The following is a 23,965-nucleotide window of genomic DNA, read 5'->3' on the forward strand; positions in this document are numbered from 1 at the left end:
GTAAATAAAAAAATATTAGTTCCCCTTCATCATGGGAAACTAATATTTAAGAGCAGTATAGAATTCGAGACATTTAATAAATTCCCTGGCAGCTTTTGAAAAATACTGCTTCTTAGAGCGAACATAACCGAATTCCATTGTATTATTTTCTAACTCCACCAAAGGAATGGCCACAAGTTCCCCGCTTAGGAAATAGGGGTCGCTGTTCACTCCAATATCATAGGAAAAGGCAATGGCTAATCCCTCAGCGACGGTTTTTTTGATGATTTCCGTATTATTTGTGAAAAACAAAATATTCATCTCACCGTAATGATCAAAAAAAACTTTGATGAACGCCTTCATTCTTGGTCCATTGTAAACGACCAGATTTTGGTCCATTAGCTCTTGTGGGGTTATGCTTTTACGGTTGGCTAAAGGGGAATTCTTACTGACCGACACAATCACTTTTGCTTCCATTAAAGGTTGAAATTCCAACTCATGTTCTTTTGGCTTAACCTTTGGAATGTTCAAGAGCCCGATGTCTATCTTATCATTCAGTACTTCTTCGGTTATCTCTTGTCCCCCTTTTTCTTCAATCACGATTTTCACCTCGGGATACTTCTTCTTAAATAATGCCAAGGATTTAGGCAAAACCGTAAGAAATAAACCCTGTGTAGAGGATAGGCGTAACTCTTTTTCCATCGTATCTGAATGTATTTGCGCACTGTCTCTTATTTCTTCCAATTTGCTTAATACTTCAAGAGCCTTCTGGATGATTTCCTTTCCGTCCTCAGTAGGTATGGTTCCTAACCGTGACCGCTTGAAGATTTTTAAACCTAATTCCTTCTCCAAACTGGTAATGGCCATGCTGATTCCAGATTGAGAGATATGGAGGCTCTCTGAAGCAGTGGAAATCGAGTTTACCTCGGCCACCTTTATGATATATTCCAATTGTTCTATATTCATTGTTCATTCTCCTTCTAGCCTATTACCCATATCATACCTCGAACAGAAAGCCCTTTCAATTTTAGAGAAGAAGAATCAGGACATCTCGAACTGTCTCCTCAAAAGCAGAGTGCCGGTTTCATACTATGGTAGTCGTTTTCTCGTATTCTTTAGCGGGCTGTGCCCGATTATTTTTAATAGAAACGGCAACAACGGTTCCCAATAGCGCCATTATCACCAAAAACAGGAAAGCTGCATTATAAGAGTCATTAAACAAACTGATAATCAAACCGAGGGCTAAAGGAGAAACCGCACCTGCAATTTGACCGGCAAAAGTTACAAGTCCGGAGGCAGAGCCCGTAAGTTCCTTTGGTGAGTATTTTATGATAATCGTATATAGAACGGTTCCAAAGAAAGACAGCGCTATGGAGTTAAGAGTGAGATAAGTGATGAAAAGTGCTATGGATGTGGCGTTAGACATTAGAAAGAGAAAAATTGCCGATAATAAAGCTCCTGCAGCAGCAAGATACTTCTCCCGGTTAGCCATATGCTTATCCAGAAGCCAACCGCTAACATTAAACATCAAGAAACCAAAAACATAAGGGATTGCCAATAAACCCCCTGCGGCTATTAAATCAACCCCTTTTTCCTTAACCAAATATATAGGCATCCAAGTGATCAGCCCATAGTTGATAATATTTGAGATAAACTTGAAAGTTATGAGTTTCCAAATGTTTTCGATTTTAAATAATAGTTTCAGGGCTACCTTTTTTTGTTTCGGGTTGTCTTTTTTAACCTCTTGAGTTCCTTGAGGCTTTAGAATGAACCAAATACCAAAAGAAATTAATATCCCCAGAACTCCGGCAATGGTAAACATGCCCCGCCAACCGAAAGCTACAACCATCGATGCGGCAAGAGCAGTACCTAATATCCCGCCAATATTCTGGGCAGACAGGAAAAACGAATTTGCCCGGCCCCGTTCTTCTTCCGGGAAGTTATTTCTTATAGTGGACATACTGGCAGGATAGAAAGGCCCTTCACCTAACCCGAACAGAAAACGAATGAATAATAAAGACATGAATGACCATGCAAACCCAGACATAACAGTGAACAGTGACCAACTAAACAAAGAAACAGTTACCATGACCCTTGCTCCATATTTATCGGTCATCCATCCGCCAAGCGGTTGCATGAGTGAGTAACTAACAAAAAATATACTAATTAAAAAACCTGTCTGGGACGTATTGAGATGAAACTCATCCGCAATGGGAATAATTCCGACATTTATGGCAACGCGATCAAAAAAGCTTAAAATCATTCCAACAAATAAAAGGCCGCTTATCACTAATTTTCGTTTCTTACTTGCATACAGCTGCATTCCTCATCACTCCATCTTTTATATTTTCACAAAACTTTTCAATTATAGGGGAAGCGCTTACAATTCTTTTCAAAATGGCAAAGCTTGAAAATTCACTATTCACTTATTGATTTTTGTTCTGTGACTAGTAGGAGCGTTTTCATTAAAAGACAATAATGATTTAAAAAAACGAAACTGGAATGCCTACAAGATTATTAGATACATTCAACCCACGAGACTAATAAGTAGACTCGCGGGTTGAAACATTGGTCACTTGATCCATCATGCTATAAAGTAATTGATTATTATGGAGTAACGATATTGACCTTTGGTTGAAATTGATCAAGCAAAGACAGGAAATCTTCGAACTGTTTTTTATCACCGGAAATGGAAACTTTACCGGCTGCTTCCATCTTAGATAAATCTTCGCGTCCTAGAGCAATTTGATAAAAGGTCATTCTATCTAATGTTAATGTTGCATCAGGGTTGGACGCCATTTTCCCTTTCTTGAAATTCAATACTGAATTATCCAGATTGATCATGTAATTGGTTTTCGAATCTGTCAATGTCAAATTGAATGTCATAATTTTATTTTCAGCTTTTGTTCCGTTTAATTTAATGGACAAGAATTTCAGGAAATCATCCATTGGCATATTGAGCAGCGTATCAAGACTCATCATTCCGCCAGTTCCCTTGGAGTCTGCCACACCATTCCTTAACTCATCTGCGCCGGTTAGATAGAAATTACGCCACACAGAAGATTCAGCAGTGTATCCTAATTGTTCATAAGCATTAGCCAGTAAATTTTTTGCTTCTGTATTTTTGGGGTTAGCCATGACTACATGCTTTAAGACTTGAGCCACCCAACGATATTCCCCTTTTTTATAATCAAGTTTTGCCTGTTTAATGACCTTCTTTTCCCCACCCATATACTCCACATATTTAGCGCCCGATTCTTCTTGTGGTAAAGTATCCAAGTCGGATGGATTTCCGTTGAAATATCCTAAATAAAAGTTGTACACCGCTTTTACGTTGTGTTTCAATGTTCCGTAATACCCCCGATTGGCCCAAACTTTATCCAACTTTTCAGGAAGCTTTAACTTTTCCGCGATTTCATCAGGTGTAAGTCCTAAATTAGCTAATCGTATCGTTTGGTCATGAATATATTTATACAAATCACGCTGACTTTCCAACTGCTCCAGAACATGGCCTTTTCCCCATATGGGCCATGTATGGGCGGTAACCATAGCATCTATATCTTCATTTCCAAACAGATCGACCGTTTCATCAAGTGCTTTCACCCATTTCAAGGTATCTCTGGTTTTAGCTCCCCTTAATGTATAAATGTTATGTAACGTGTGTCCGGTGTTTTCGGCTACAACTAAAGTTTTATAATCTTTGATATAATAATGCATCTCAGATGGAGCTTCTGAATCCAGCGTCAATAAAAACTTAAATTCTATTCCGTCTATTTCCACCGTTTGAATATCATCCTTTACTTCCATTGTTGGAGGTAAATAGCTAAAAGTTCCGTTACTTAATCCCGGGCCAATACCAGAAGTAACAAACCCTCTTTCATTTGCGGGTAAAAGATTTCCGAACATATAACCTGCACGGCGAGACATTATATTACCTAAAAGAATGTTTTCACTTAGCGCTTCATCGTTAAAACCTTCGGGAACAATAATGGGTACCTTAGCTGGATTTTCAGCGTACTGAGCAATGCCCTTTATACCACCAAAGTGATCCGCATGACTATGACTAATAACAATGGCACTTACCGGTTTTTTGGGTCGATGTTCAAAATAAAGCTCCATCGCTGCTTTGGCCGTTTCAATTGTAGAAAGTGTATCCAAAACTATTAATCCTGTTTTTCCTTCCACAATGGTAAGCACTGATAAATCCTGACCCCGAACTTGATAAACGCCATCTACCACTTTAAATAAGCCTGTTATATTTTGTAATTGTGCCTGTCTCCACAAGCTAGGGTTTACAGTATTACTTGCCTGCTGATCTTCTTTGATGAATGAATATCGATTACTATCCCATACTACGTCACCTTTTGAATTTTTTATTGGATTCATATTCAAGGGGGCAATGAATCCTTTATGTGCATGCTTGAAATCTTCCTTGTCTTTAAAATTCAACTGTTCATAAAATGCTTTATTTGCTGAAATAGTTGCATATGTTGCGGGCATTGGCTCATCAGATGAAGCATTTGTAACAGAAGATCCTGTGAGTATAGCAAAAACAATGGGAACGGAAACAATGCCTTTAATAAAAGTTACTTTGGACATATCATACCCCTTTCTCGTTTGAATAGCAGATATCATGTCTATATTCCGTGTGTTGAAGAAGTAAACTTTCTCTTATTATAAAAATTTTTAGAATAATATGAATTTATTTTATAATTAATTAACCATTAAGTATATTTCCTATTTCTAATAGTAACTTCAATTTTATTTATATAAAAAAACTGCTTGTTTCCATAATAAAATTCCTTTGTTCGGCTATTTAAGCAATGTAGTTTGCATATAAGTAGAACTATATGCGATAGTTTTTCTTGTTAAAGAAATATCAATAATTTTTATAGTGTATTCCTAATGCCCATTTAGTTATACATTACTAAAAAAGGTGCGTTAGCTGGATATCCAGATACAAAAATGCCCCTCCCGATTGAGAAGAGCTTTTATAAACTGCATAACCTTTAACTATTTACCTTGTAGAAGTTTTTGCTTTTGTATCTATTAATTCATTTGAATAACATAACCCTGTATCTGGTTTAACGAAGATTGAGAACACGATTCCGAAAATTAGAAGTAAGCCCGCGGCAAATAAGATGGAATATGCAAAACCAAGCGATACGTTTTCTCCTGCTGACTGGACAAGCACACCAGTGATAACAGGTCCAATCATCCCTGCTATATTCATAAACGATGTGCTAAGGCTCGTCATTAATCCTGAACGGTCAGGCAGTAACTGCATTAATACCTGAGGACTAATCGCTAAAATTGTATAAGCACAGCCTTTAGCCATGCTAAGAGCGATTGTTATCCAGATAGGGGAATGAAAAATCGTGATGGAAGCAAGAAACATGCCTGCTACTATTAATGAAATTCCTGCTAAGTATATACGTGATGTCCGAAAATTGTGATTCTTTTTATATAAACGATCCGAAAGAGTTGAAATAAAAACTGATACGATAATAGAGCCAATCCCAATAATCAATGCGGTATATCCCATTTGCATCGGTTTCATCTCTACGACTTTAGTAAGGTAACTAGGCATCCATAGTCCCAGCCACATCGTTAACCAAACACCTGAAAACGCTGCCATTAATGTGAATAGGCATGTGGGCGACCTTAAAATGACAAAGAACTCTGACCATGCAAATTTGGGTGGAGCTAATTTTACATGATTTACATCCACTTTTAAAGAATGAGTTTCAGGTAATAACATCCAAATAACCAGAAAAGTCAAACTGAGTAATCCAAGAGAAGCAAATCCAATACGCCATCCAAATTTTTCGATAAGCATAACTAAAATAGGGGCTGATGCTAAGGTTCCTAACATACTTCCAGCGTTTACGATTGAAATAGCCATACCTCTTGATTCAGGCTTAAACCATTTACTTACGTGACTTATAGCTGTTGGAGCAAAGGGACCTTCCCCTATACCAAGCAAAACGCGATAGGCAACCAACATAGGGAGGCCAGCAATGGCAAACGCTCCAAATTGTAAAATAGACCAGCTTGCTAACATTACTGCAATAATTTTTTTTGTTCCAATTCTATCTGACCATGCTGCGCCTAAGATGCCAGATATTGAAAAGAGCCAGAAAAAACTACTTCCTATTAACCCCCACTGTGTATATGTGAGATTAAATTCACTCATAATAGATTCTGCAGCATATCCTATGATTGATTTATCTGCAAAGTTAATGGCCATGGTAAAAAATAAAAATACTAATACACACCAACGCATCTCCTTTTCACCCTCCCATAAAATACAAAATTCATTAACAAGATTTTTATCTTTCTATATGAAATTCTGTCGGCACACCGTTAAAGCGCTTACAAAACAAATGAACCTTTTTTATTTTCGGAAGAGCAAATAGATGTGTACGAAAAATTCACTGAATTAAAAGGGATGGGATGATATTTATAATCAACACCTAAGTTCAGGGCTGCTACAAATAAATACTCTTTTTATTCAGTCAATTTTCTGTCGGATGAATTTATAAAACTCCTGAAAGCTGGGTTTCACCCAACTTTTTGGTAGTCATTAAAACTTGATTACGTCTAAATCATTCGGGACAAAAATATCACCACTGAATACATTCTCAGCTTCAGCTAGTACTTTCTTAGGGTTCATCTTAGGCAGGAAATGAGTTAATACCAATGAATTGACCTTAGCTTTTTCTGCCGTTGAAGCAGCCTGTGCAGGTGTACAGTGTTCTTTTTGCAGGTTCGCCCATATTTTTTCTGCATTTTCCATTTGATCATCCTCAATTAATGTGAGAGCTGAGTCATGAATAATCATATCAGCTCCCTCTGCCAACTTGGCAAGACCGTCTGTCGGTGGTGCCGTATCACCAGAAAAAACAATTGATTTTCCATCTTTTTCGAACCGGTAAGCAAATGTCGGGACATTGTGATTCATACGGGCGCAGGTAATTTCAATCGGTAAATCTAAAGCGACAGTAGATGGAACTTCAATTTCAATGATTGTCACATCGTATATCCCTGCTCTAGGTCTTCCGAGAGACATGCGATAAGCAATATCTTCTTTCAGCATATCTAATAACAATTCATGCATCTTTTTTGTGCCTAAAGGACCAACAATGGTCAGTTCACGTCTCCCTTCAACCCAACCACTAATTAAAAAGTTGGCATATCCCAAAATATGGTCAGCATGTAGATGTGTAAAAAACAGATACTTCACCTCCTGCGGAGGAATTCCAGCTTTAACCAATTGCATCGTTGCTCCTTCACCGCAATCAACCAAAATTGACAAATTGCCCATGTTTAACAGTTGGGCCGATGATATCCTTTCTGAATTTAATCTAGGACTTCCTGTACCAAGCATAATTACTGAGTTATTCATATTCCTCTCCCTTTCTTTTATTTTTGACCAAAATGGATTAAAGTGGCCATATATATATAATGGACTAACGTTTACCATAAACTTTAGTCCATTTTGGTTTTAAATAATCTGTATTGCTACTTTATCTTGAATTTTTCAAAAAATCAATCTTTTTTTCGAGCTGTTATATTTTAATCCCGGAAATATGAATCAAAGATCAAAATGGCTGAGCCTACAGCGGCCGCGTTTTCTTTGAGTTTCCCCTGTGTGAATTTCACCTCTTTTTCTTTCTGAATATTTTTTTTCGTATACTCAATCACTTTTATAAAATAATCCTTATAGTCATAAATAAACGGCCCATTTAAGATAACCAAATCAGGATTGAAAAGATTAATTAAATTAGAAAGACCAATCCCTAAATATTGGGAAGAGCGTATTATTACGTCCTCAGTTATTTTGTCCCCTTGCAGAAAGTATTCCATCATATCATTAAGCGATGCTTTCTGAAAAAGCTCGTCATTCATGTTTCCTACTAATCCTTTTACTTTATTCAATTCATTCAATATACCTTTAAATGATGTGTATGCAACAATGCAGCCCCGCTTACCACAGGAACACAGATTGCCATCCACATCAATAATCATATGGCCATAGCCGTTTGTACTCACATAATTTTCCTGCAGAATTTCCCCATTCATAATGATCCCGCAATCCATGCCCCAGCCGCCACTTATGCAATAAAGAATGTTTTTATGTACAGAATTTGCCGCATGATACTCAGCTGTTGCAGCCGCATTTGAACTTTTTTCCAGTATTACTCTTACTGGGAATTTTTCCTGAATCATTTTCACAATGTTAACATTACCCCAGTTTGCTTCGAGAAGCGATTCGGGTTTCAAGATAATCCCATCATCCCGATTCAGAGGGCCGGTTGTGACAATGCCGATTCCCAAAAGTTTTTCCTCATCAATATCGAACATTTCCATAAATCTTTGAATGATATTTTCCACTTTCCTTATAACAAATTCTGGTGTGTGGATTGAGGTCATGGCAAACGACTCTTGGTCTATCTGATTGTATCGTAAATCCACCAGTACAACATTAGTCTTCATTCTAGAAATGTGTATACCAATGATAAAATTACTTTCTTGTTCCACATCGTACAATATAGGTGGGCGGCCAATTGACGTCTCTTCAAATCCGCTTTCCTTGATTAAATTGTTTCTTAAAAGCTCATCTATCATACGAACTAACGTTGTTTTTTTGATGTTTGTCATCTCGATTAACTCATTTTTATTAATTGGTCCATATTTATGTATTAGTAAATATAATTTTTTTAACTCCTGTTTTTTCGAAGTTGTTTTTTCAAAAAATAGTTTTAACACTTTGTCACCTGCTTAAAAGAATTACTTTCACCTTAAATTTACCACAAAACGATCCAAAATAGTCTAACCTAAAACGATTGAAAATCTCTTTTATATGAAAGAAAGGTTAGTGTATAAAAAAAGATAATGCTTTCCTTCCCTATTGAAGAAAATGAACAAATTTAGACACCCCTATTTTATTAAAACGATTGTTTTTCCTGACTAGCCATAAATTTCTTGTTATATCTATTCTGGAAATTGACACTTCCCGCAAAAAGCCTTGTTCCAATTCCCTGGCCACTGTCAACCTGGGCAGAATGCTGATTCCAAGTCCAGCTTCAACCGCACTTTTTATCGCTTGTGTGCTGCCAATCTCCATGTAGCTTTCTATTTTTTCTAAAACCCCATGCTCCCTTAACATGTTTTCTACTATAAGCCGTGTTCCTGATATGGATTCACGCCATATCATCCTTTCATTCCCCAATTCCTCAAGCTGAATTTCTTTTCTGTCTTTCCAGGGGTGGTCGGATGGACATACCAATATCAATTCGTCCTCGGCGAACTTGTCTACAATAAAATCGCTGTTTTCCACAAGCCCTTCCACCAAGGCCAAATCAATGACATCGTTTGTAAGATCCTGCAGAACCCGGGGGGTATTTTTTATCGTTAATGTCACTTTTATTTCAGGCTGTTGTTTTTTGAATCTTCCAAGCAAGCTCGGCAACAAATACTCACCGATAGTCAAGGATGCCCCTACTATGAGGTTTGCATTGTACTTGCCAGTTGATTGCTGAATCACTTCTTTTGAATGGTTGAAGTCATTTACAATAGCTTTTGCAAAAGGGTATAACAACTTTCCTGCCTCTGTAACTCTCAGCCTTCCTTCCTCACGGTCGAATAACAAAGTGTTATAGTAATTTTCCAGTTGATGGATTTGTCTTGTTACAGCGGGTTGAGATAGGAAACTTAACCTCGCTGCCTGGCTTATGCTTCCTTCATCCACCACTAAACAAAACATTTTTAGATTTTCTAATTTCAAGAAAACGACCTCCATGTTTTTAGATAGTTCATTAAAATGATAGCATCATAAAGGTAAATGGTGAAATGAAAAAAGAGTGCTGCATCCCTGAATAAGTGAGGCTATTAAATTATTGGCGGCATTCTTTATAAAACGGATAAATCTTCTGGGTATAACGTTTTGTTATACCCGATGATTTTGTTGCAATTTACCCATTTCTTTTTCTTTGATATGTTAGTAATAAGATTTAAACTTAGCGGCAAAGGAAGTGACTGATATCAATGAAAGGACAATGGAAAACTCTTTTTCTTTTATTTTGGACCTTTTTTAAAATAGCACCTGTCACATTCGGAGGCGGGTTTGCGATGATCCCATTAATCGAAAAAGAAGTGGTCGAAAAGAGGAAATGGATGAAAAGCGAAGAAGTTACGGATGTTTTTGCATTATCTCAGTCCGTACCGGGAGCTGTCGCCATTAACTCCGCCACCTTTATCGGCCATCGAATTGCCGGAATGAAGGGGGCAATGGCAGCCATGATCGGTGTTTCATTACCTACCTTTTTAATTGTTCTGCTCCTAGGCATTTTGTATTTTTTCATTCAGGATAATCCGAAGATAGAATCCGCATTCATTTCGATCAGAGCTTCCATAGTAGCGATCATCGCCTATGCGGCTATCAAGATAGGAAAAACGGCTGTTGTAGACAAATCAACTTTCTGTATTTTATTAGCAGGAATTCCGGTCCTCTTCTTTCTTCACCCTGTGATCGTTATATTGGCAGGAGCTGTAGTGGGTATTGTAACAATCTCCATCAAGAGAAAATTAGGATACGATGTCAAATTGGACAGAAAAGATATGACAAAAGAAGAAAATGATTTCGAACCTTTCATGGGTGCTGGCATATAGGTAAATCAAAAAGGGTCTAACTAATTTTCAAGAAAGCATGTGATAGAATGATGGAATTGTGGGAGTTGTTTAGCACCTTCTTTATTATCGGCTTTGTATCGTTCGGAGGCGGATACGCCATGATTCCCGTAATAGAATCGGAAGTCTCACAGCATGGATGGCTGACGTCGCAGCAATTTACCGATATAATCGCCATTTCCGGGATGTCCCCAGGACCTGTTACAGCCAATAGTGCCATTCTCGTTGGCTATTCGACTGCTGGATTAGCAGGAGCCATATCATCCGCTCTCGGAATCTTGCTGCCTGCTATTATATTCGTGACCGTTATAGCCACCTTCTTCAGCAAATTGAATCATTATCCAGTTATTCAATCCATGTTTTATGGATTAAGACCCATTGTCACCAGTCTAATCCTCTTTGCAGCAATCAGTTTATCACTTTCCAATCATATGATAGCCCCTAACTTTTCATGGCATACGATAAGCTTATTACTCGTTTTTGGATTATCGTTATTTGCCCTGATGAAATTACGCTGGCACCCAGCTTATGTAATTATACTTTCTGGTTTAGTTGGTGTTGTCCTCTATTCATGACAAATGCCGCATGCAAAACCATTAATAATATGGACCGGAATGAAGCAGTTATTTTGGTTATGAATAAAATGGAATACCATAAATAAAAGAAATACCAAACAGATGAATTGAAAACTGCCTTGATTACTTTTTGAACACTGATACTGACATAAATGCGAAGATTTCACCCATACAGAAAACACCCTGTATCCAATGATTCAGGGTGTTTTTTTCATTATTATCCTCTTTTTAAGAAGTCCGTTTCTTCGATTCATCATTTCCCGACTGAAACCGTGGATAACCAATCAAGATGGCCACGACTCCACAAAGTCCAATTAGTATTGGGTAATATGAATACGGCAAGATGCTTATCGGAGAGATTTTTGCTACCCCTGCTGCAACAAGCAGTTGTGCCCCATATGGTATCAACCCTTGGATACAACAGGCAAAAACGTCAAGTATGCTCGCCGATTTACGCGGATCAATCCCATACTTTTCAGCGATGTTTTTGGCAAGTGGCCCGGCAATGATAATCGAAATCGTGTTATTTGCCGTGGAAAGGTTCGTCAAGCCAACAAGCCCGGCAATACTGAATTCCGCCCCTTTTTTTGATTTGCTATTTCGGGTCACGAGTTGGAGTAGATAATCAATGCCACCATTATGTTTGATTACAGCAACCATACCTGCAATTAAAATGGCAAGGAAGGATATTTCATACATTCCCGCCATTCCTTCACCAGCTTTTTGAATGACACCCAACGGTTGATAACTTCCATCAGCCAAGCCGATGATTCCGGCAAAGACGATTCCGATGGAAAGGACCAGGAACACATTGACTCCTGCCAATGCAGTGATCAATACGCAAAGGTATGGAAGAATCTTCACCCAATTATAAGAATTTTGGGTGATTTCGGCTTGTTCACCCATCGTTAATATTCCTAGGATAGCACATGTGATGATGGCCGCAGGTAAAACGATGAAAAAATTCACTTTAAACTTATCCTTCATTTTCGTTCCCTGTGTTCGAACTGCAGCGATTGTCGTATCTGAAATGAAGGATAGGTTATCCCCAAACATCGCACCACCAATAACGGCCGCCATTGAAAGGGCAAGCGAAATATCGGTTTGCTCGCTAATTCCGACCCCGATAGGTGCTAGGGCTACAATCGTTCCCATGCTTGTCCCCATGGATAGAGAAATAAAACAAGCGATAATGAATATCCCTACCATCAAAAGATTTTGCGGAAAAACGGCTAAGGCAAGATTCACCGTTGATTCAACCGCCCCCATGCCATTCGCAACTTCTGAAAAAGCGCCGGCTAAAAGGAAAATGATAACCATTAACATAATATTGGCGTCCCCTGCACCTTTACAGAAAATATCAACTTTTTGATTGAAACTTTCTTTCCGATTCATTGCCAATGCAGCTGCTGATGCAATAGAAATGGCTACAATCACCGGAAAAGAATAAAAATCTTTAGTGATGATTCCGGACCCTATAAATAAAATTAAAAATACGACAAATGGAATCAATGCCCATGGATTCCCTTTATTGTTTGCACTCATGATGTACACCTCTTTTTATTTTTCCCATGACATGTGTCATAGCCTTTATCCTTTTAACAGTTTTCGCAAATAACACCAACTTGAACTTAATTCTCCAGTCATGGAGCTATAGCTAAAAAACTGCCGGCATAAAAAGACCCCTTCTATTTAACAACAAGAAGAGGTCTTTTAATTTATAAAAAACACCCTCCTTATCTTTCAGGCGAAAATCAGCCTGCTGGATTTGGCACAGCACTCCCATTAAGTCCGCTGCCGAGACATCTTCGGGCCAGTCCCTCCGTCTCTCTTGATAAGAAGATCAAATTTATATAATTTATCAAATATAACGATGCCTGTCAGAAAAGTACCAAACTTGCTGTAACCATCTGAGTTTGTGAAAGTGACATCGAAGTCGTTTTGAAAAGCAAATATAAGAGTACAGCATTTTGTCTATTTTCGCAAGGTTTAGTTTTAAAGTATTTCACATGCACTTCTTAATGATTAATTAGGAATCTTGACATATGCAGTTAATCGGGACGGAATTAACATAAAAAGAGGTCTAATGACCTCTCAGCAAATTTGTTGTATTAGATTAGGTGAATTTTTTTTAGTCGAGTTCACATCAGTCGATACCTCAAAAGCTTCCATTTGTTCCGAATCGAATGACTTTAAATACTGCTGCAGATATGCAGGATCATTAATGGATGGATTCAACCAGTCTTTTTCATCTTCTTGTTTAAGGATGACAGGCATACGATCATGAATGCTGGTCATCAGCTCATTAGGAACGGTTGTTATAACGGAGCACGTGTAAATGCTGAGGCCTTCGGGAGATTTCCAGGATTCCCATATACCGGCCATTCCAAATGGAGCATGATTCTTCATTTTTATTCGCATCGGTATTTTTCTTTCTGGTGTCTTTTTCCATTCGTAAAATGAGTCAGCGATTATCAAGCATCTCTTCTTCTTATACGCATTCTTGAAGCTTGCTTTCTCTGCAATGGTTTCCGCTCTGGCATTGATCATTTTATAGCCAACTTTTTCGTCTTTTGCCCAGAAAGGAATGAGTCCCCACCGAAGATATCCAAGTCGGTTCATTGCCCCGTCATTAATGACGGATAACACGGATTGGGAGGGAGCAATATTGTAGCTGAATTGGTATTCCTCATCAAATGATCCTTGTATATCAAACCGATCTTTTATTTCTTCAATGTCAGTGAAAAGGGTGAAACGTCCACACATAATATCGCCTACCGTATTAAGATTTATTACAGTGTAACAAATGGAGCAAGCAGGCACAAATCAGCGTTCTAAAATCCTGATATCGGTAAATGGCTGATTAAATAATTCGCTGGAAATCAAAAGGGTGCCAAGGACTTCTCTTTCATCCTCAGCTTTAATGATTTCCGACAAAATCAAGGTACTGCCATTCCTTACCGTTACTTTATATTCATTCATGGAATCCCCCCTCAATAGGCTAGATGGTTGTTATTATAAACTAAAAATCCACAAGTATCAGTATTGAACTCTGGCAGAGGCATGGTTAATCTACTAATGAAGAGGCCGCATGGAGGTTCCTTTACACCTTAAAGGGTTAGTCGAACAAAGCCCGGGAGCATAAATCCTTGAATTGGCGGCGTAAAAAAGACTGCCCATGAATGATTCATGGACAGTCAGGCGCTGTAAAAGGTTTTTCGCTTCATACAGATAGATGATTATGAAGATGGCATTTTGGAAAGCCATTCATTATTTAAAATGAAGTAAAACCTCATTTATTAAATGTGCTGCCAATGTAACGGTTTTATTATTTTCATCCAACGAAGGATTCACTTCCGAGATATCAAAGGAGAGGATCTTTTCATTCGATACGATATGCCTGATAATGGCACGGACCAATTTCGGATTCAGTCCAAAAGGCGATGGAGCACTTACCCCAGGTGCGTAGGCTGAATCAATAACGTCTGTACATAATGTAAGAATAATGTAGTCATATTCCTTAGCGAATTCATTTATCCGCCGCTTAGTTTCATCCATTTCATTCAATGACAAATCTTCTTCCAATATGTAATCGACCTTACTTCTCTCGGCAGTTTCAAACAGTGCCTTCGTATTCCCCTGCTTCTGAATTCCGACACATAAATAGCCGCAATTTTCATCCTTGTCCAAAATTTGCTTAAACATCGTTCCTGATGAACTCTCTTTTTCATAAGGCCTCATATCAAAGTGAGCGTCAATATTAATGATTCCCAAGCTAGCTTTTGGTCCAATGGATTTCCTAATCCCAAGATAATGGCCATACAGGGTTTCGTGCCCTCCGCCAAGTATGATAGGAATCGCTTTACTCTCCAATATCCGGGTAACAGCCGAACCCAATTGGGATTGAGCGGCCTCCATCTCTGTACCTTCACATATTACATCACCAGCATCCACCAGCTCGGTTTGGGAATGTAAATGACAGGGTAATTTCGCCAATGACTGCCTAATATGATCAGGCCCTTCTGCGGCACCAATCCTGCCTTTATTCCTTTTGACGCCTTCATCACATTTGAAGCCAATCAATCCAAAGGTCCTGGATGAATTGGAAGAGATGGCTAATTCCGAAATCGGTGCCAAACGTACTCTTTGGTGGTATCTGAAGCTGTCCATGTCAGATTGGGAATCAATTCTTCCATTCCAATAATTTAAAGTCGGATTTGTATACATAATTTCTCCTTTATTTAAAAAATTCCGAAATATCTTTTTTCAAAATTATAAATGAGATAATATATAATTACCAATACAAAATTTCAATATATCTATAGTTTAAAGCTATAGAAAGGAGAATATATGGATCTTCGTCAACTTCGATATTTCACTACAATTGTTCGGGAAAAGAATTTCTCAAAAGCAGCAAAAACGCTGCATATATCACAACCTTCCCTAAGTAATGCCATAATGAAATTAGAAAATGAAGTTGATTTTCAGCTTTTGGAACGCAATACAAGGGGGCTTGAGCTCACGGAAGCAGGGGGGATTTTCTATACGAGAGCTGTTGATCTGTTAAGGAGATTCGATAATATGCAGGTGGAGCTTAAAGAAATGAAGGATGTCGGAAGCGGAACCGTATCAATAGGTTCCATAGAATCATTCAAATTTTGGTTTCCGAAGATCATCAGGAATTTTAAAATCAATTATCCTAAAATTCATATAAAAGTCAGGGAAATATTAGGGGAAGAGAAGGTTTTCGATTCGTTAAATCGGTATAATGTTCATTTCACCATCACGAACCAGCCCATCAACAACGCTGAAATTCTGTCCACTCCCCTTTATAATGAAAGATTCATGCTTTTGATCCATAAAGATGACGATTTAAACGGAAAAGAGTCCATCACTTTCCAAGACATAGCAAAGAAAGAATTGATTATCAGTACAACTGGATTTCAAACAAGAGATGATATCTTAAGAGCATTTAAGGATGAAAATGCAATTCCCAATATCCTATACGAAATAGAAAGGCTTGAAACGGCTTGCAGTTTGGTGGAAGCAGGGCTTGGGGTTACAATTTTACCTGAAAACTATATAAGATCCGCTGCCCCCCCCAATACTGCAATTCGCGCGATCGATTCAAATTATTTGGAAAGGACTGTTTACCTGGCTTATTTGAAAGATCGATATCTGTCTCCTGCGGTATGTAGGCTAATCGAGGACATACATAGCTTTTTTAAGAGAGATGTCAGGAACGGTGACTAAAAAATCAACGGTAATGACAAAAAAACATTCCCCATATGCACATTGCACAGGGGGAATGTTTGATATTATTGCTTTGGCCATTTCCCTCGATTTCCTTATAAACTGCTTGCTAGAGCAGTTTCAGTCTAAATTCGTCAGGGTAAATTAATTCGTTACACTGCCATCATCGTCTGGATCTCCAATATCCGCCGGATCTTTTTCCAATAGTGCCTCTTTGTCTTTTTCGTTCCATTTTGTTTTATATCCTAATGATTGCGCAACCCTTAACACCGGTAGATACGATTTTTTATCTGGTTTGAATGTTTCCAAGTCCCCAGTTCCAATTGCACCCAAACCAAGTAACAATTTGTCTGATTGGATATAGGGTTTTTCATCTATCAGTTTCATTTGTTCAGCTGAATAAGGATAAACGGCTCCATTCACTTTTAAGGTAAACGGTCCCTTTTTTTCCTCTTTTATTTCTTTTGGCTTTTTCGATTTATAGGAAACATTATACACTCCTTGAACAGTTCCTTCTCTCGTATTATCGGCTCCCCCATACATTTTCCCTTTTTCATAATCATAAATAACAGCTTGCACATTTCCGATATGCTGGGGTTTTTCTTCATAAACATGGCCTTTTGCCATTAACTCCAACCTTGTATTTTGTTCAATTCCCGGTTCCCATCTAACTGTCGGATATCCAGCGGAATAAATACGCGGCGCTAATATGGCATCTTGGATTGGCATTTTATGATCAAGCACGTTCATAATCGTTTCAGATACAGATGCTATTATCGTCGCTCCCCCTGGTGAACCGATGGCCATGAAGGGATTGCCATCTTTTAATACGAAGGTCGGTGACATACTGCTTCTTGGTCTTTTTCCTGGTTCCACCTGGTTAACTCCACCCGGTGTTGCATCAAAATCCGTCATTTCATTATTTAGCATGAATCCATAATCAGGTACCATGATACCCGACCCGAATACTTGCTCGATTGTAGTCGTATATGCAACCATATTTCCCCATTTATCCATTACAGAGAAATGGGTTGTTTGACCGATCGGTGTTTTCTCCTCTTTTACCTTCTTCATTGAAGGAGGTTCCTTGCCCTCATACTTCCATGGATCGCCTGCCTTGACATCAGCTGTTGATCTATTTGGATTGATGAGTTTTCGTCTTTCTTTAATATAATCTTCATCCAATAGTCCTTTTGTAGGTACATCATAAAAATCTTCATCTGCCATATAGGCAGCTCGATCGGCAAAAGCAAGATGCATGGCTTCCGTGAGATAATGAAGATACTCAGGTGTGTTCGCCCCCATCTTTTGTACATCGTATCCTTCCATAAGCTCCAGGATTTGTAGAACGGTCAAACTGCCTGAGCTTGGTGAAGCCGCCCCCACCACTTCAAATCCCCTATATTCCGATTTAATCGGCTCTCTTTCTTTCACTTCATAGTTTTGCAAATCCTCAGTTGTCATCGTTCCTTCACGCTTTTGAACTTCTTTGGTTAGAGCTTCCCCGATTTCACCTTTATAAAAAGCCTTGGAACCTTGTTTTTTTAGTAACTTAAAAGTCTTTGCCAGATCTGGCTGAACAAGGGTGTCTCCCTCTTTCAATGGCTTTCCGTCTGGTACAAAAACTTTTGCAGCCGCTTGGTTATTTTTAAGCTTTGTTACATTTTCATCGATATATTGTGCTGTTGCCCAATTGACTTTTACCCCTTGTTCAGCTTGTTTAATGGCCGGGCCTATGACTTGTGATAATTTCAATGTTCCATATTTCTCAAGAGAAGTCTCTAAACCCATCAGAGTTCCAGGAACTGCAACCGCTTTACCAGATGTGTGCCGCTTACTAAAAGGAACAGGTTTGCCCTTTCCATCTAAAAAAAGTTCAGGCGTAACATTTTTCGGTGCCATTTCACGATTTTCAATCATCGTTATTTTATTTTCCTTTTTATTATAAATCATGATAAAACCACCGCCACCGATTCCAGACATCATTGGTTCAACTACATTTAACGATAATTGAATGGCTGCTGCTGCATCGACTGCGTTTCCACCTTGTTTTAATATCTTTATGCCCGCCTCAGCTGCTAATGGGTGGGAAACTGATACGATTCCTTTTGTTGCTCCCTTTCCCATTGACCCATCCACTCCAGGGACACTTGCAAAAGCTGGTGTGATCATACAAAAGAAGCTGAAAGTAACTAAAATAAAACTTTTTAAAAATTTCATGAATTAGTCTCCTTTCAAAATAAAACAAATTGGGTTTTACCGTGCGCCAACTGGATATACGAGCAAATGACTCTGCTTTTCAAGCAGGAATATGCTGGCCGAAATAATTGCAATCAGCACATTCCCTGCTCTCTTTGATGTTTCACTTCAAAAAATCACCCCCCAAAATGGTACAATACTACCCGTTACTTCAGGATTGATATTCGAAGACTTAATTTTTCCCTATGCTTTGCTTATGTTCCAAGATATTGGGACTGTCGTGATTGCCGCTCTTCCAAAGATATTGCAAAGCCAGCAATACGATAAAAGCAGATACCCCAATGATGTCCGACATCGTTTCAGGATAGATTAATAGTAAACCAACGATTATGGCGAGGACTCTTTCCAACCAGTGCATCCCCCTCATCCAGTAACCTATAACACCCGCACCAATGGCGATCATGCCGGCCATTGCAGTAAGGACGACCCAGGCGACCTCCATCCAAGTTGTATCGATCATAAGTAATTGTGGTGAGAGAACAAAAATATACGGAATGATAAATGCAGCAATAGCAAGTTTTGATGACTGTATCCCCGTTTTTATCGGTTCACTGCCCGCTACCCCCGCCGCAGCAAATGCCGCTAATGCAACTGGAGGAGTAATATCTGCTATAATGCCAAAATAGAAGACGAATAAATGTGCAGATAAGTCAGGAACGCCAAGCAAAACGATCGCAGGTGCTGCAATCGTCGAGGTGATCACATAGTTGGCGGTTGTAGGTGATCCCATTCCCAAAATAATTGCCGCTACCATTGTTAGCATCAGTGTTGGAATCAAATATCCACCAGAGAAATCGATTAATCCATTTGCCAATTTCAGCCCAAGCCCCGTTTTCGTAACGATTCCTACAATAATGCCGGCTGCTGCGGTTGCAGCTGCAACCGCAAGTGCCGTTCGGGCTCCATCCACCAATGCATAAATGATATCGATGAATTTCATGCGGACATCCTTGTTTATGAATCCTACAAGAACCGAGATAAGAATGGAATACAAGGCTGCATGTGTAACCGTTATATTCAGCATGAGCAAGAAGATAATGGCGATGATCGGAATTAATAAATAAAGTTTGCTGATCACTTCCTTCTTATTTGGCATTTCTTCTTTCGTTAATCCACGTAATCCAAGTCGTTTCGCTTCAAAATGGGTCATGATCCAAATTCCTGAAAAGTAAAGGATCGCTGGAATCGCAGCCGCCTTTGCTATATCCCAATACGTAATCCCATTCCCAATGAATTCAACCATTAAAAATGCCGCCGCCCCCATTATCGGAGGCATTAATTGACCGCCAGTAGACGCGGCAGCTTCCACTGCCCCAGCGAATTCCTTCTTGTATCCAAGATTTTTCATCATCGGTATCGTAAAGGATCCCGAAGTGACAACATTAGCCACAGAGCTTCCGCTGATCGTTCCTTGCAGAGCGCTGGAAAAAATCGCAACCTTCGCAGGTCCCCCTATCCTTCTACCGGCAATAGACGTTGCAAGATCATTGAAGTATTGACCGACACCCGTACGGACAAGAAAGGAACCAAATAATAAAAACAGGAAGATGAATGTCGATGAAACCGCTAACGGTGTACCTAAAATGCCCTCTGTCGAGAAGAACATCGTTTGCACCAAACGTTCAAGTGTTAGACCTCGATGAGAGAGGAAGCCTGGCATATACTGACCAAAAATTCCATAGAAAACGAATAATAAAGCAATGACCATAATAGGAAGCCCTACTGCACGCCTAGTTGCCTCTAAAACTAGCAGAATAGCCATTAAACCAACCGCAAAATCCACAGCGCCTAAACGTCCTACATTCATGACGATATCCTCGAAAAATAAGGGCCAATATGCACCTACGCCTATACTAAGGATTGCTAAAATGATATCGTACCAGGCAACTTGAAATTTTCCTTTCTGACGCTTCTTCCGGTTTGCTGGAAAAAGTAAAAAAATCAAGGAGAGTGCAAACCCTAAATGTATCGTCCGTTGGATTTGTGCTGTAAAAACACCAAAAATAGCAGTATATAATTGGAATAACGAAAAAGCTAAGAGTCCAAAAAATACAATGTGTCCCAAGACGCCGGTTAATTTCCTTGTCCCAGCTTCAGGATCGTATTTTTCCAATAACTCCTGTTGTTCTGCTTCGGTTAAATACTTCGTTTTTTCTTGATCAGCCACTAATCTTCACTCCCTTCAACTGTTCCCATAATGAAATTCTTTCTGATGAAATTCTGACCCATGTTCCTGGCTTAATAAAGTCTGCCAATGTGTATGTTTTTTCATCATATATTAACCGATGGTTAGCTTTGACTTGTCCTAACCGTAAATCTATATAGGCGAAATTGCGATTCATATTTTTTAAGAAGTAGGTGCCGTCTTTCTCTTCGAATACTTCCTCCCCCTCTGCATTGGAAGGCATACCGACTGCAAAATCATGATAAGCAAGTTCGGTTTGTTCGATTTGCTTATCCGATAACCGATATGATTCCAGCACCTCCGAAAGGTGGATGGAGTGTGTATACTTAATCTGGAAGTTTTGTTCTCTTTTCAATGGAAAGTATGCGACTAATTCCCCTTGGTCCTCGAAGGAAAAGGCAATTACATGCTTATAAGGAAAAAAGAATAAAAAAGCGATGAGCAGTGGTATACCAAAAGCCATGAATCTCTTGAGTTTCATAGGCACCCCTTTCAAAACCAGTATCCCATTAAGAAAAAACGAAGCCGATAGGCCACATAAAGCGAGCTACCGACCCAATTTCATTACTTGGAAACACCTTTTTCTTTAAAGTATTTTGCCGCTCCAGGATGAACTTCCATTTCCCCTAATCCTTCAAGTGCAGTTTCTGCTGTAATGAACTTGCCTTTTGCATGTGTGATTTGATCTGTATTGTCATAAACAGCTTTAGTCATTTCATAAACTAAATCTTCATCAAGATCCTTTGTAACTACTAACATAGCTTTAACAGCAACTGTTTTCACCTCGGATTTGATTTTGTAAGTACCACTTGGAATTGTATCTTCAGCATAGTATGGATACTTTTTAACCAATGCTTGAATTTTGTCCTCTGCAATAGGCAGGATAATGATATCATTTTGTACGGACAACGCTTCAACTGCACCAGTTGGCGTGCCGGCCGTAATGAAAGCTGCGTCAATATTTCCTGCTTGGATTCCTTCCGTCGACTCATCGAAAGAAAGATTTTGCCCTTTAATATCTTTCTCAGTCAATCCATGGATCTCCAGGATTTGCATGGCATTGATGTAAGCACCAGAACCCGGTGCACCTACTGATACCTTTTTACCTTTCAAATCTTCGACTGATTTAATTCCACTCTTTGCCGTCGTTACAATTTGAACCGTTTCAGGATATAAAGAGCTGATTGCTTGTATATTGTCTATAGGTTTCCCGTCGAACATTTCTTTTCCTTCAAGTGCATATGCGGCGATATCCGTTTGCGAAAAAGCGATTTCAGCTTCTCCGGCCCTTAATGTTTCCATGTTTTCGGCCGAGGCACCAGATGTCTGAGGTGTTATATTCGCTTTTGTTTTATCGGAAATGATTTTTCCAATTTGTCCTCCGAGTGGATAGTATGTACCTCCCGTTCCACCAGTCAACAAGCTCAGGTTTTGGTTTCCGCTTCCGGATACCTCTTCCTTACTGTCTCCGCAGGCCGTGATAATACCGGTCACTGTCAGAATCATAACCAATAAAAAATACTTATTAAACTTTTTCATAAAACTCCCCCCTCATGTGTTTTCTTCATCCGCAAGAGATGATAGTGTTATTATTCTACCGGACACCTCACTTTCCCTTTTTTTACAAAATAATACATATAAATCCAAAGCACTAGAAATCGATTATAAAATTTTTATAGAAATCGAAATAAAAGCATAAATGTGTAAAAACACCTATTAAAAACAAAGGAAATCCGCTATCATATAGTACTATTTTACCTTTTATTACCTATTTTCCCTTTCTTTAAGGATAATATTGACTCTTCCATTTTAGAAATATATTATTGTTATAAACTTATAAGTCTTTATTATAAAATGATTTTCCTAGCATCTTTCTAGCTTTTAATCGTTATTTCCCGCTTTTGTTTGAGAGGGAATATTAGAAGTCAACCCTTTCTTTTACCGGCCATTTTAGCCTTTTACTTTCAAATCCAACTGAAGTGGGTGTTTGTTTGAACTTCCTATCCCTCCGCTATTTCATAGAGGTTTCTAACCATCTGAGTTTCAGTGAGGCTTCGAAAACCTTGCATATATCCCAGCCCGGACTTAGCCAACAGATTTTATCCCTCGAAAAACAATTAGGATTTAAATTATTGAATCGAACGACAAGAAAAATTACATTGACGGAAGAAGGAGAATACATCTATAAAAAACTTGCCCCTTCCTTTGAAGATATTGAGAAAACAGTGAATTACATAGTTGAAAATAAAACCATTCCCAAACCTAAACTGAAGATTGCCACCGTCCCCTCTGCAGCTAGCATATTTATCCCTAAGCTATTGAAAAAGATTGTTGGGGAATACCCGGAAACGGAATTTTATGTGCATGAAACAACATCTTCAAGGGCAGTAAAACTCGTAAACCAACAAAACTATCACATCGGTTTCATCCGAACGCCCATCCACAGTAACATCATCGCCAATGAAGGATTAAGCATGATTGAATTCATGAGGTTCCCTTTACAATTAGTCGTTTCCATTGATCATCCCCTAGCCCAAAAAGATGCTATACAATTATACGAAGCTAAAGACGAACCTTTTATCCATTATGATGCCGTTCAAGCACACTCCCTTCAATTCCTTTTGGAAAAGGCTTGTCTAACTGCTGGATTTTCACCTAAGGAATTATGTAAAGGCTCAGAATTACTGACGATCGCCAATCTCATTTCCAATAACTTAGGCGTAGCCCTTATGCCGGAAGATATGGTGAGTTTGTTGGGAAAAAGCCAAGTCAAAGCCTTGAACATCGATAATTCGGAATTATCCAGTTCCATATCGGCAGTTTGGAAAAACACGGATGCATCAAATCTGACTAAGCATATTTTGAAAACGTTAGAGAATGATCATGATTTTAAAGATATATGAGGTAGTAAAAATGCTGCGAAAAAACTAGGAGTGAAAAAGGGGCAATTATAATTAAGAACTATACTAATCGGTATTAAAAAAGCCCCATTTCTCTTGTGACACTGAGAAATGGGGCTATA

The 23,965-nt window shown here is 38.8% G+C and carries 19 protein-coding genes and 1 riboswitch; of the genes, 4 read left to right on the forward strand and 15 right to left on the reverse strand.

Annotation, left to right across the window (positions count from 1 at the left end; genetic code table 11):
• Positions 1 to 39 precede the first annotated feature (39 nt).
• The 7 genes from N0M92_RS13300 to N0M92_RS13330 all read right to left on the reverse strand — a co-directional run bounded on the left by N0M92_RS13300 (position 40) and on the right by N0M92_RS13330 (position 9,769).
• On the reverse strand, positions 40 to 945 hold the full coding sequence (locus tag N0M92_RS13300) for a LysR family transcriptional regulator (protein ID WP_260286205.1): 906 nt from the start codon (positions 943 to 945) through the stop codon (positions 40 to 42).
• Between the two features lie 118 nt (positions 946 to 1,063).
• The gene (locus N0M92_RS13305) at positions 1,064 to 2,302 is read right to left on the reverse strand and encodes an MFS transporter (protein WP_260286206.1); all 1,239 of its coding nucleotides are present in this window, start codon (positions 2,300 to 2,302) and stop codon (positions 1,064 to 1,066) included.
• Positions 2,303 to 2,586: 284 nt separating this feature from the next.
• Positions 2,587 to 4,578 (reverse strand): alkyl/aryl-sulfatase, encoded by a 1,992-nt coding sequence (locus N0M92_RS13310; RefSeq protein WP_260286207.1) that lies wholly within the window; start codon positions 4,576 to 4,578, stop codon positions 2,587 to 2,589.
• Positions 4,579 to 4,996: 418 nt separating this feature from the next.
• A complete protein-coding gene (locus N0M92_RS13315; RefSeq protein ID WP_260286208.1) occupies positions 4,997 to 6,265 on the reverse strand; it encodes an MFS transporter in 1,269 nt (422 codons plus the stop codon).
• Positions 6,266 to 6,565: 300 nt separating this feature from the next.
• Positions 6,566 to 7,387 (reverse strand): MBL fold metallo-hydrolase, encoded by an 822-nt coding sequence (locus N0M92_RS13320; protein WP_260286210.1) that lies wholly within the window; start codon positions 7,385 to 7,387, stop codon positions 6,566 to 6,568.
• A 170-nt stretch (positions 7,388 to 7,557) separates the two neighbouring features.
• Positions 7,558 to 8,643: an ROK family protein gene (locus tag N0M92_RS13325; RefSeq protein WP_260286211.1), complete on the reverse strand. Its 1,086-nt coding sequence runs from the start codon at positions 8,641 to 8,643 to the stop codon at positions 7,558 to 7,560.
• A 247-nt stretch (positions 8,644 to 8,890) separates the two neighbouring features.
• Positions 8,891 to 9,769 (reverse strand): LysR family transcriptional regulator, encoded by an 879-nt coding sequence (locus N0M92_RS13330; RefSeq protein WP_260286212.1) that lies wholly within the window; start codon positions 9,767 to 9,769, stop codon positions 8,891 to 8,893.
• Positions 9,770 to 10,029: 260 nt separating this feature from the next.
• Here N0M92_RS13330 and N0M92_RS13335 point away from each other — a divergent pair, with 260 nt between their 5' ends.
• Both N0M92_RS13335 and N0M92_RS13340 read left to right on the forward strand, forming a co-directional pair.
• Positions 10,030 to 10,653 carry a chromate transporter gene (locus N0M92_RS13335; protein WP_260286213.1) on the forward strand — a complete coding sequence of 208 codons (624 nt, stop codon included), beginning with the start codon at positions 10,030 to 10,032 and terminating at the stop codon, positions 10,651 to 10,653.
• 47 nt (positions 10,654 to 10,700) lie between these two features.
• The gene (locus tag N0M92_RS13340) at positions 10,701 to 11,246 is read left to right on the forward strand and encodes a chromate transporter (RefSeq protein WP_260286214.1); all 546 of its coding nucleotides are present in this window, start codon (positions 10,701 to 10,703) and stop codon (positions 11,244 to 11,246) included.
• Positions 11,247 to 11,474: 228 nt separating this feature from the next.
• On the opposite strand, the gene N0M92_RS13345 is transcribed toward N0M92_RS13340, so the two are convergent.
• From N0M92_RS13345 to hutG, 4 genes are all read right to left on the reverse strand, one after another.
• A complete protein-coding gene (locus N0M92_RS13345; RefSeq protein WP_260286216.1) occupies positions 11,475 to 12,791 on the reverse strand; it encodes a Na+/H+ antiporter NhaC family protein in 1,317 nt (438 codons plus the stop codon).
• Between the two features lie 188 nt (positions 12,792 to 12,979).
• Positions 12,980 to 13,087: riboswitch (SAM riboswitch) on the reverse strand.
• Positions 13,088 to 13,340: 253 nt separating this feature from the next.
• Positions 13,341 to 14,012, reverse strand: coding sequence for an SOS response-associated peptidase (locus N0M92_RS13350; protein WP_260286217.1), 672 nt, complete (start codon positions 14,010 to 14,012; stop codon positions 13,341 to 13,343).
• Between the two features lie 60 nt (positions 14,013 to 14,072).
• Positions 14,073 to 14,228: a hypothetical protein gene (locus N0M92_RS13355; protein WP_153246094.1), complete on the reverse strand. Its 156-nt coding sequence runs from the start codon at positions 14,226 to 14,228 to the stop codon at positions 14,073 to 14,075.
• A 288-nt stretch (positions 14,229 to 14,516) separates the two neighbouring features.
• Entirely contained in the window at positions 14,517 to 15,473 is a 957-nt protein-coding gene (gene hutG / locus N0M92_RS13360) for a formimidoylglutamase (protein ID WP_260286218.1), read from the reverse strand.
• A 123-nt stretch (positions 15,474 to 15,596) separates the two neighbouring features.
• Between hutG and N0M92_RS13365 the strand changes: the two genes are divergently transcribed.
• Positions 15,597 to 16,499 carry a LysR family transcriptional regulator gene (locus tag N0M92_RS13365; protein ID WP_260286219.1) on the forward strand — a complete coding sequence of 301 codons (903 nt, stop codon included), beginning with the start codon at positions 15,597 to 15,599 and terminating at the stop codon, positions 16,497 to 16,499.
• A 144-nt stretch (positions 16,500 to 16,643) separates the two neighbouring features.
• On the opposite strand, the gene ggt is transcribed toward N0M92_RS13365, so the two are convergent.
• The 4 genes from ggt to N0M92_RS13385 form a co-directional block, all read right to left on the reverse strand.
• Complete coding sequence (gene ggt, locus N0M92_RS13370; RefSeq protein WP_260286220.1) at positions 16,644 to 18,719, reverse strand: gamma-glutamyltransferase; 2,076 nt, start codon at positions 18,717 to 18,719, stop codon at positions 16,644 to 16,646.
• A gap of 211 nt (positions 18,720 to 18,930) precedes the next feature.
• A complete protein-coding gene (locus tag N0M92_RS13375) occupies positions 18,931 to 20,925 on the reverse strand; it encodes a TRAP transporter permease (protein ID WP_260286222.1) in 1,995 nt (664 codons plus the stop codon).
• Positions 20,918 to 21,424 (reverse strand): DUF1850 domain-containing protein, encoded by a 507-nt coding sequence (locus N0M92_RS13380; RefSeq protein WP_260286223.1) that lies wholly within the window; start codon positions 21,422 to 21,424, stop codon positions 20,918 to 20,920. Before N0M92_RS13380 ends, N0M92_RS13375 begins: the two co-directional genes overlap by 8 nt.
• Before the next feature lie 83 nt (positions 21,425 to 21,507).
• Positions 21,508 to 22,482: a TAXI family TRAP transporter solute-binding subunit gene (locus N0M92_RS13385; protein ID WP_260286224.1), complete on the reverse strand. Its 975-nt coding sequence runs from the start codon at positions 22,480 to 22,482 to the stop codon at positions 21,508 to 21,510.
• A gap of 440 nt (positions 22,483 to 22,922) precedes the next feature.
• Between N0M92_RS13385 and N0M92_RS13390 the strand changes: the two genes are divergently transcribed.
• On the forward strand, positions 22,923 to 23,846 hold the full coding sequence (locus tag N0M92_RS13390; RefSeq protein WP_260286225.1) for a LysR family transcriptional regulator: 924 nt from the start codon (positions 22,923 to 22,925) through the stop codon (positions 23,844 to 23,846).
• Positions 23,847 to 23,965 lie beyond the last annotated feature (119 nt).

Origin of the sequence: Peribacillus aracenensis (assembly GCF_025175645.1) — a bacterium.
GTDB lineage: Bacteria > Bacillota > Bacilli > Bacillales > DSM-1321 > Peribacillus > Peribacillus aracenensis.

Coding starts and splice junctions, on each gene's coding strand:
- N0M92_RS13310 (WP_260286207.1), bottom strand. CDS start 4,578: ATGTCCAAAGTAACTTTTATTAAAGGCATTGTTTCCGTTCCCATTGTT.
- N0M92_RS13335 (WP_260286213.1), top strand. CDS start 10,030: ATGAAAGGACAATGGAAAACTCTTTTTCTTTTATTTTGGACCTTTTTT.
- hutG (WP_260286218.1), bottom strand. CDS start 15,473: ATGTATACAAATCCGACTTTAAATTATTGGAATGGAAGAATTGATTCC.
- N0M92_RS13325 (WP_260286211.1), bottom strand. CDS start 8,643: ATGACAAACATCAAAAAAACAACGTTAGTTCGTATGATAGATGAGCTT.
- N0M92_RS13345 (WP_260286216.1), bottom strand. CDS start 12,791: ATGAGTGCAAACAATAAAGGGAATCCATGGGCATTGATTCCATTTGTC.
- N0M92_RS13385 (WP_260286224.1), bottom strand. CDS start 22,482: ATGAAAAAGTTTAATAAGTATTTTTTATTGGTTATGATTCTGACAGTG.
- N0M92_RS13380 (WP_260286223.1), bottom strand. CDS start 21,424: ATGAAACTCAAGAGATTCATGGCTTTTGGTATACCACTGCTCATCGCT.
- N0M92_RS13350 (WP_260286217.1), bottom strand. CDS start 14,012: ATGTGTGGACGTTTCACCCTTTTCACTGACATTGAAGAAATAAAAGAT.
- N0M92_RS13340 (WP_260286214.1), top strand. CDS start 10,701: ATGATGGAATTGTGGGAGTTGTTTAGCACCTTCTTTATTATCGGCTTT.
- N0M92_RS13300 (WP_260286205.1), bottom strand. CDS start 945: ATGAATATAGAACAATTGGAATATATCATAAAGGTGGCCGAGGTAAAC.
- N0M92_RS13305 (WP_260286206.1), bottom strand. CDS start 2,302: ATGCAGCTGTATGCAAGTAAGAAACGAAAATTAGTGATAAGCGGCCTT.
- N0M92_RS13320 (WP_260286210.1), bottom strand. CDS start 7,387: ATGAATAACTCAGTAATTATGCTTGGTACAGGAAGTCCTAGATTAAAT.
- N0M92_RS13365 (WP_260286219.1), top strand. CDS start 15,597: ATGGATCTTCGTCAACTTCGATATTTCACTACAATTGTTCGGGAAAAG.
- N0M92_RS13315 (WP_260286208.1), bottom strand. CDS start 6,265: ATGCGTTGGTGTGTATTAGTATTTTTATTTTTTACCATGGCCATTAAC.
- ggt (WP_260286220.1), bottom strand. CDS start 18,719: ATGAAATTTTTAAAAAGTTTTATTTTAGTTACTTTCAGCTTCTTTTGT.
- N0M92_RS13355 (WP_153246094.1), bottom strand. CDS start 14,228: ATGAATGAATATAAAGTAACGGTAAGGAATGGCAGTACCTTGATTTTG.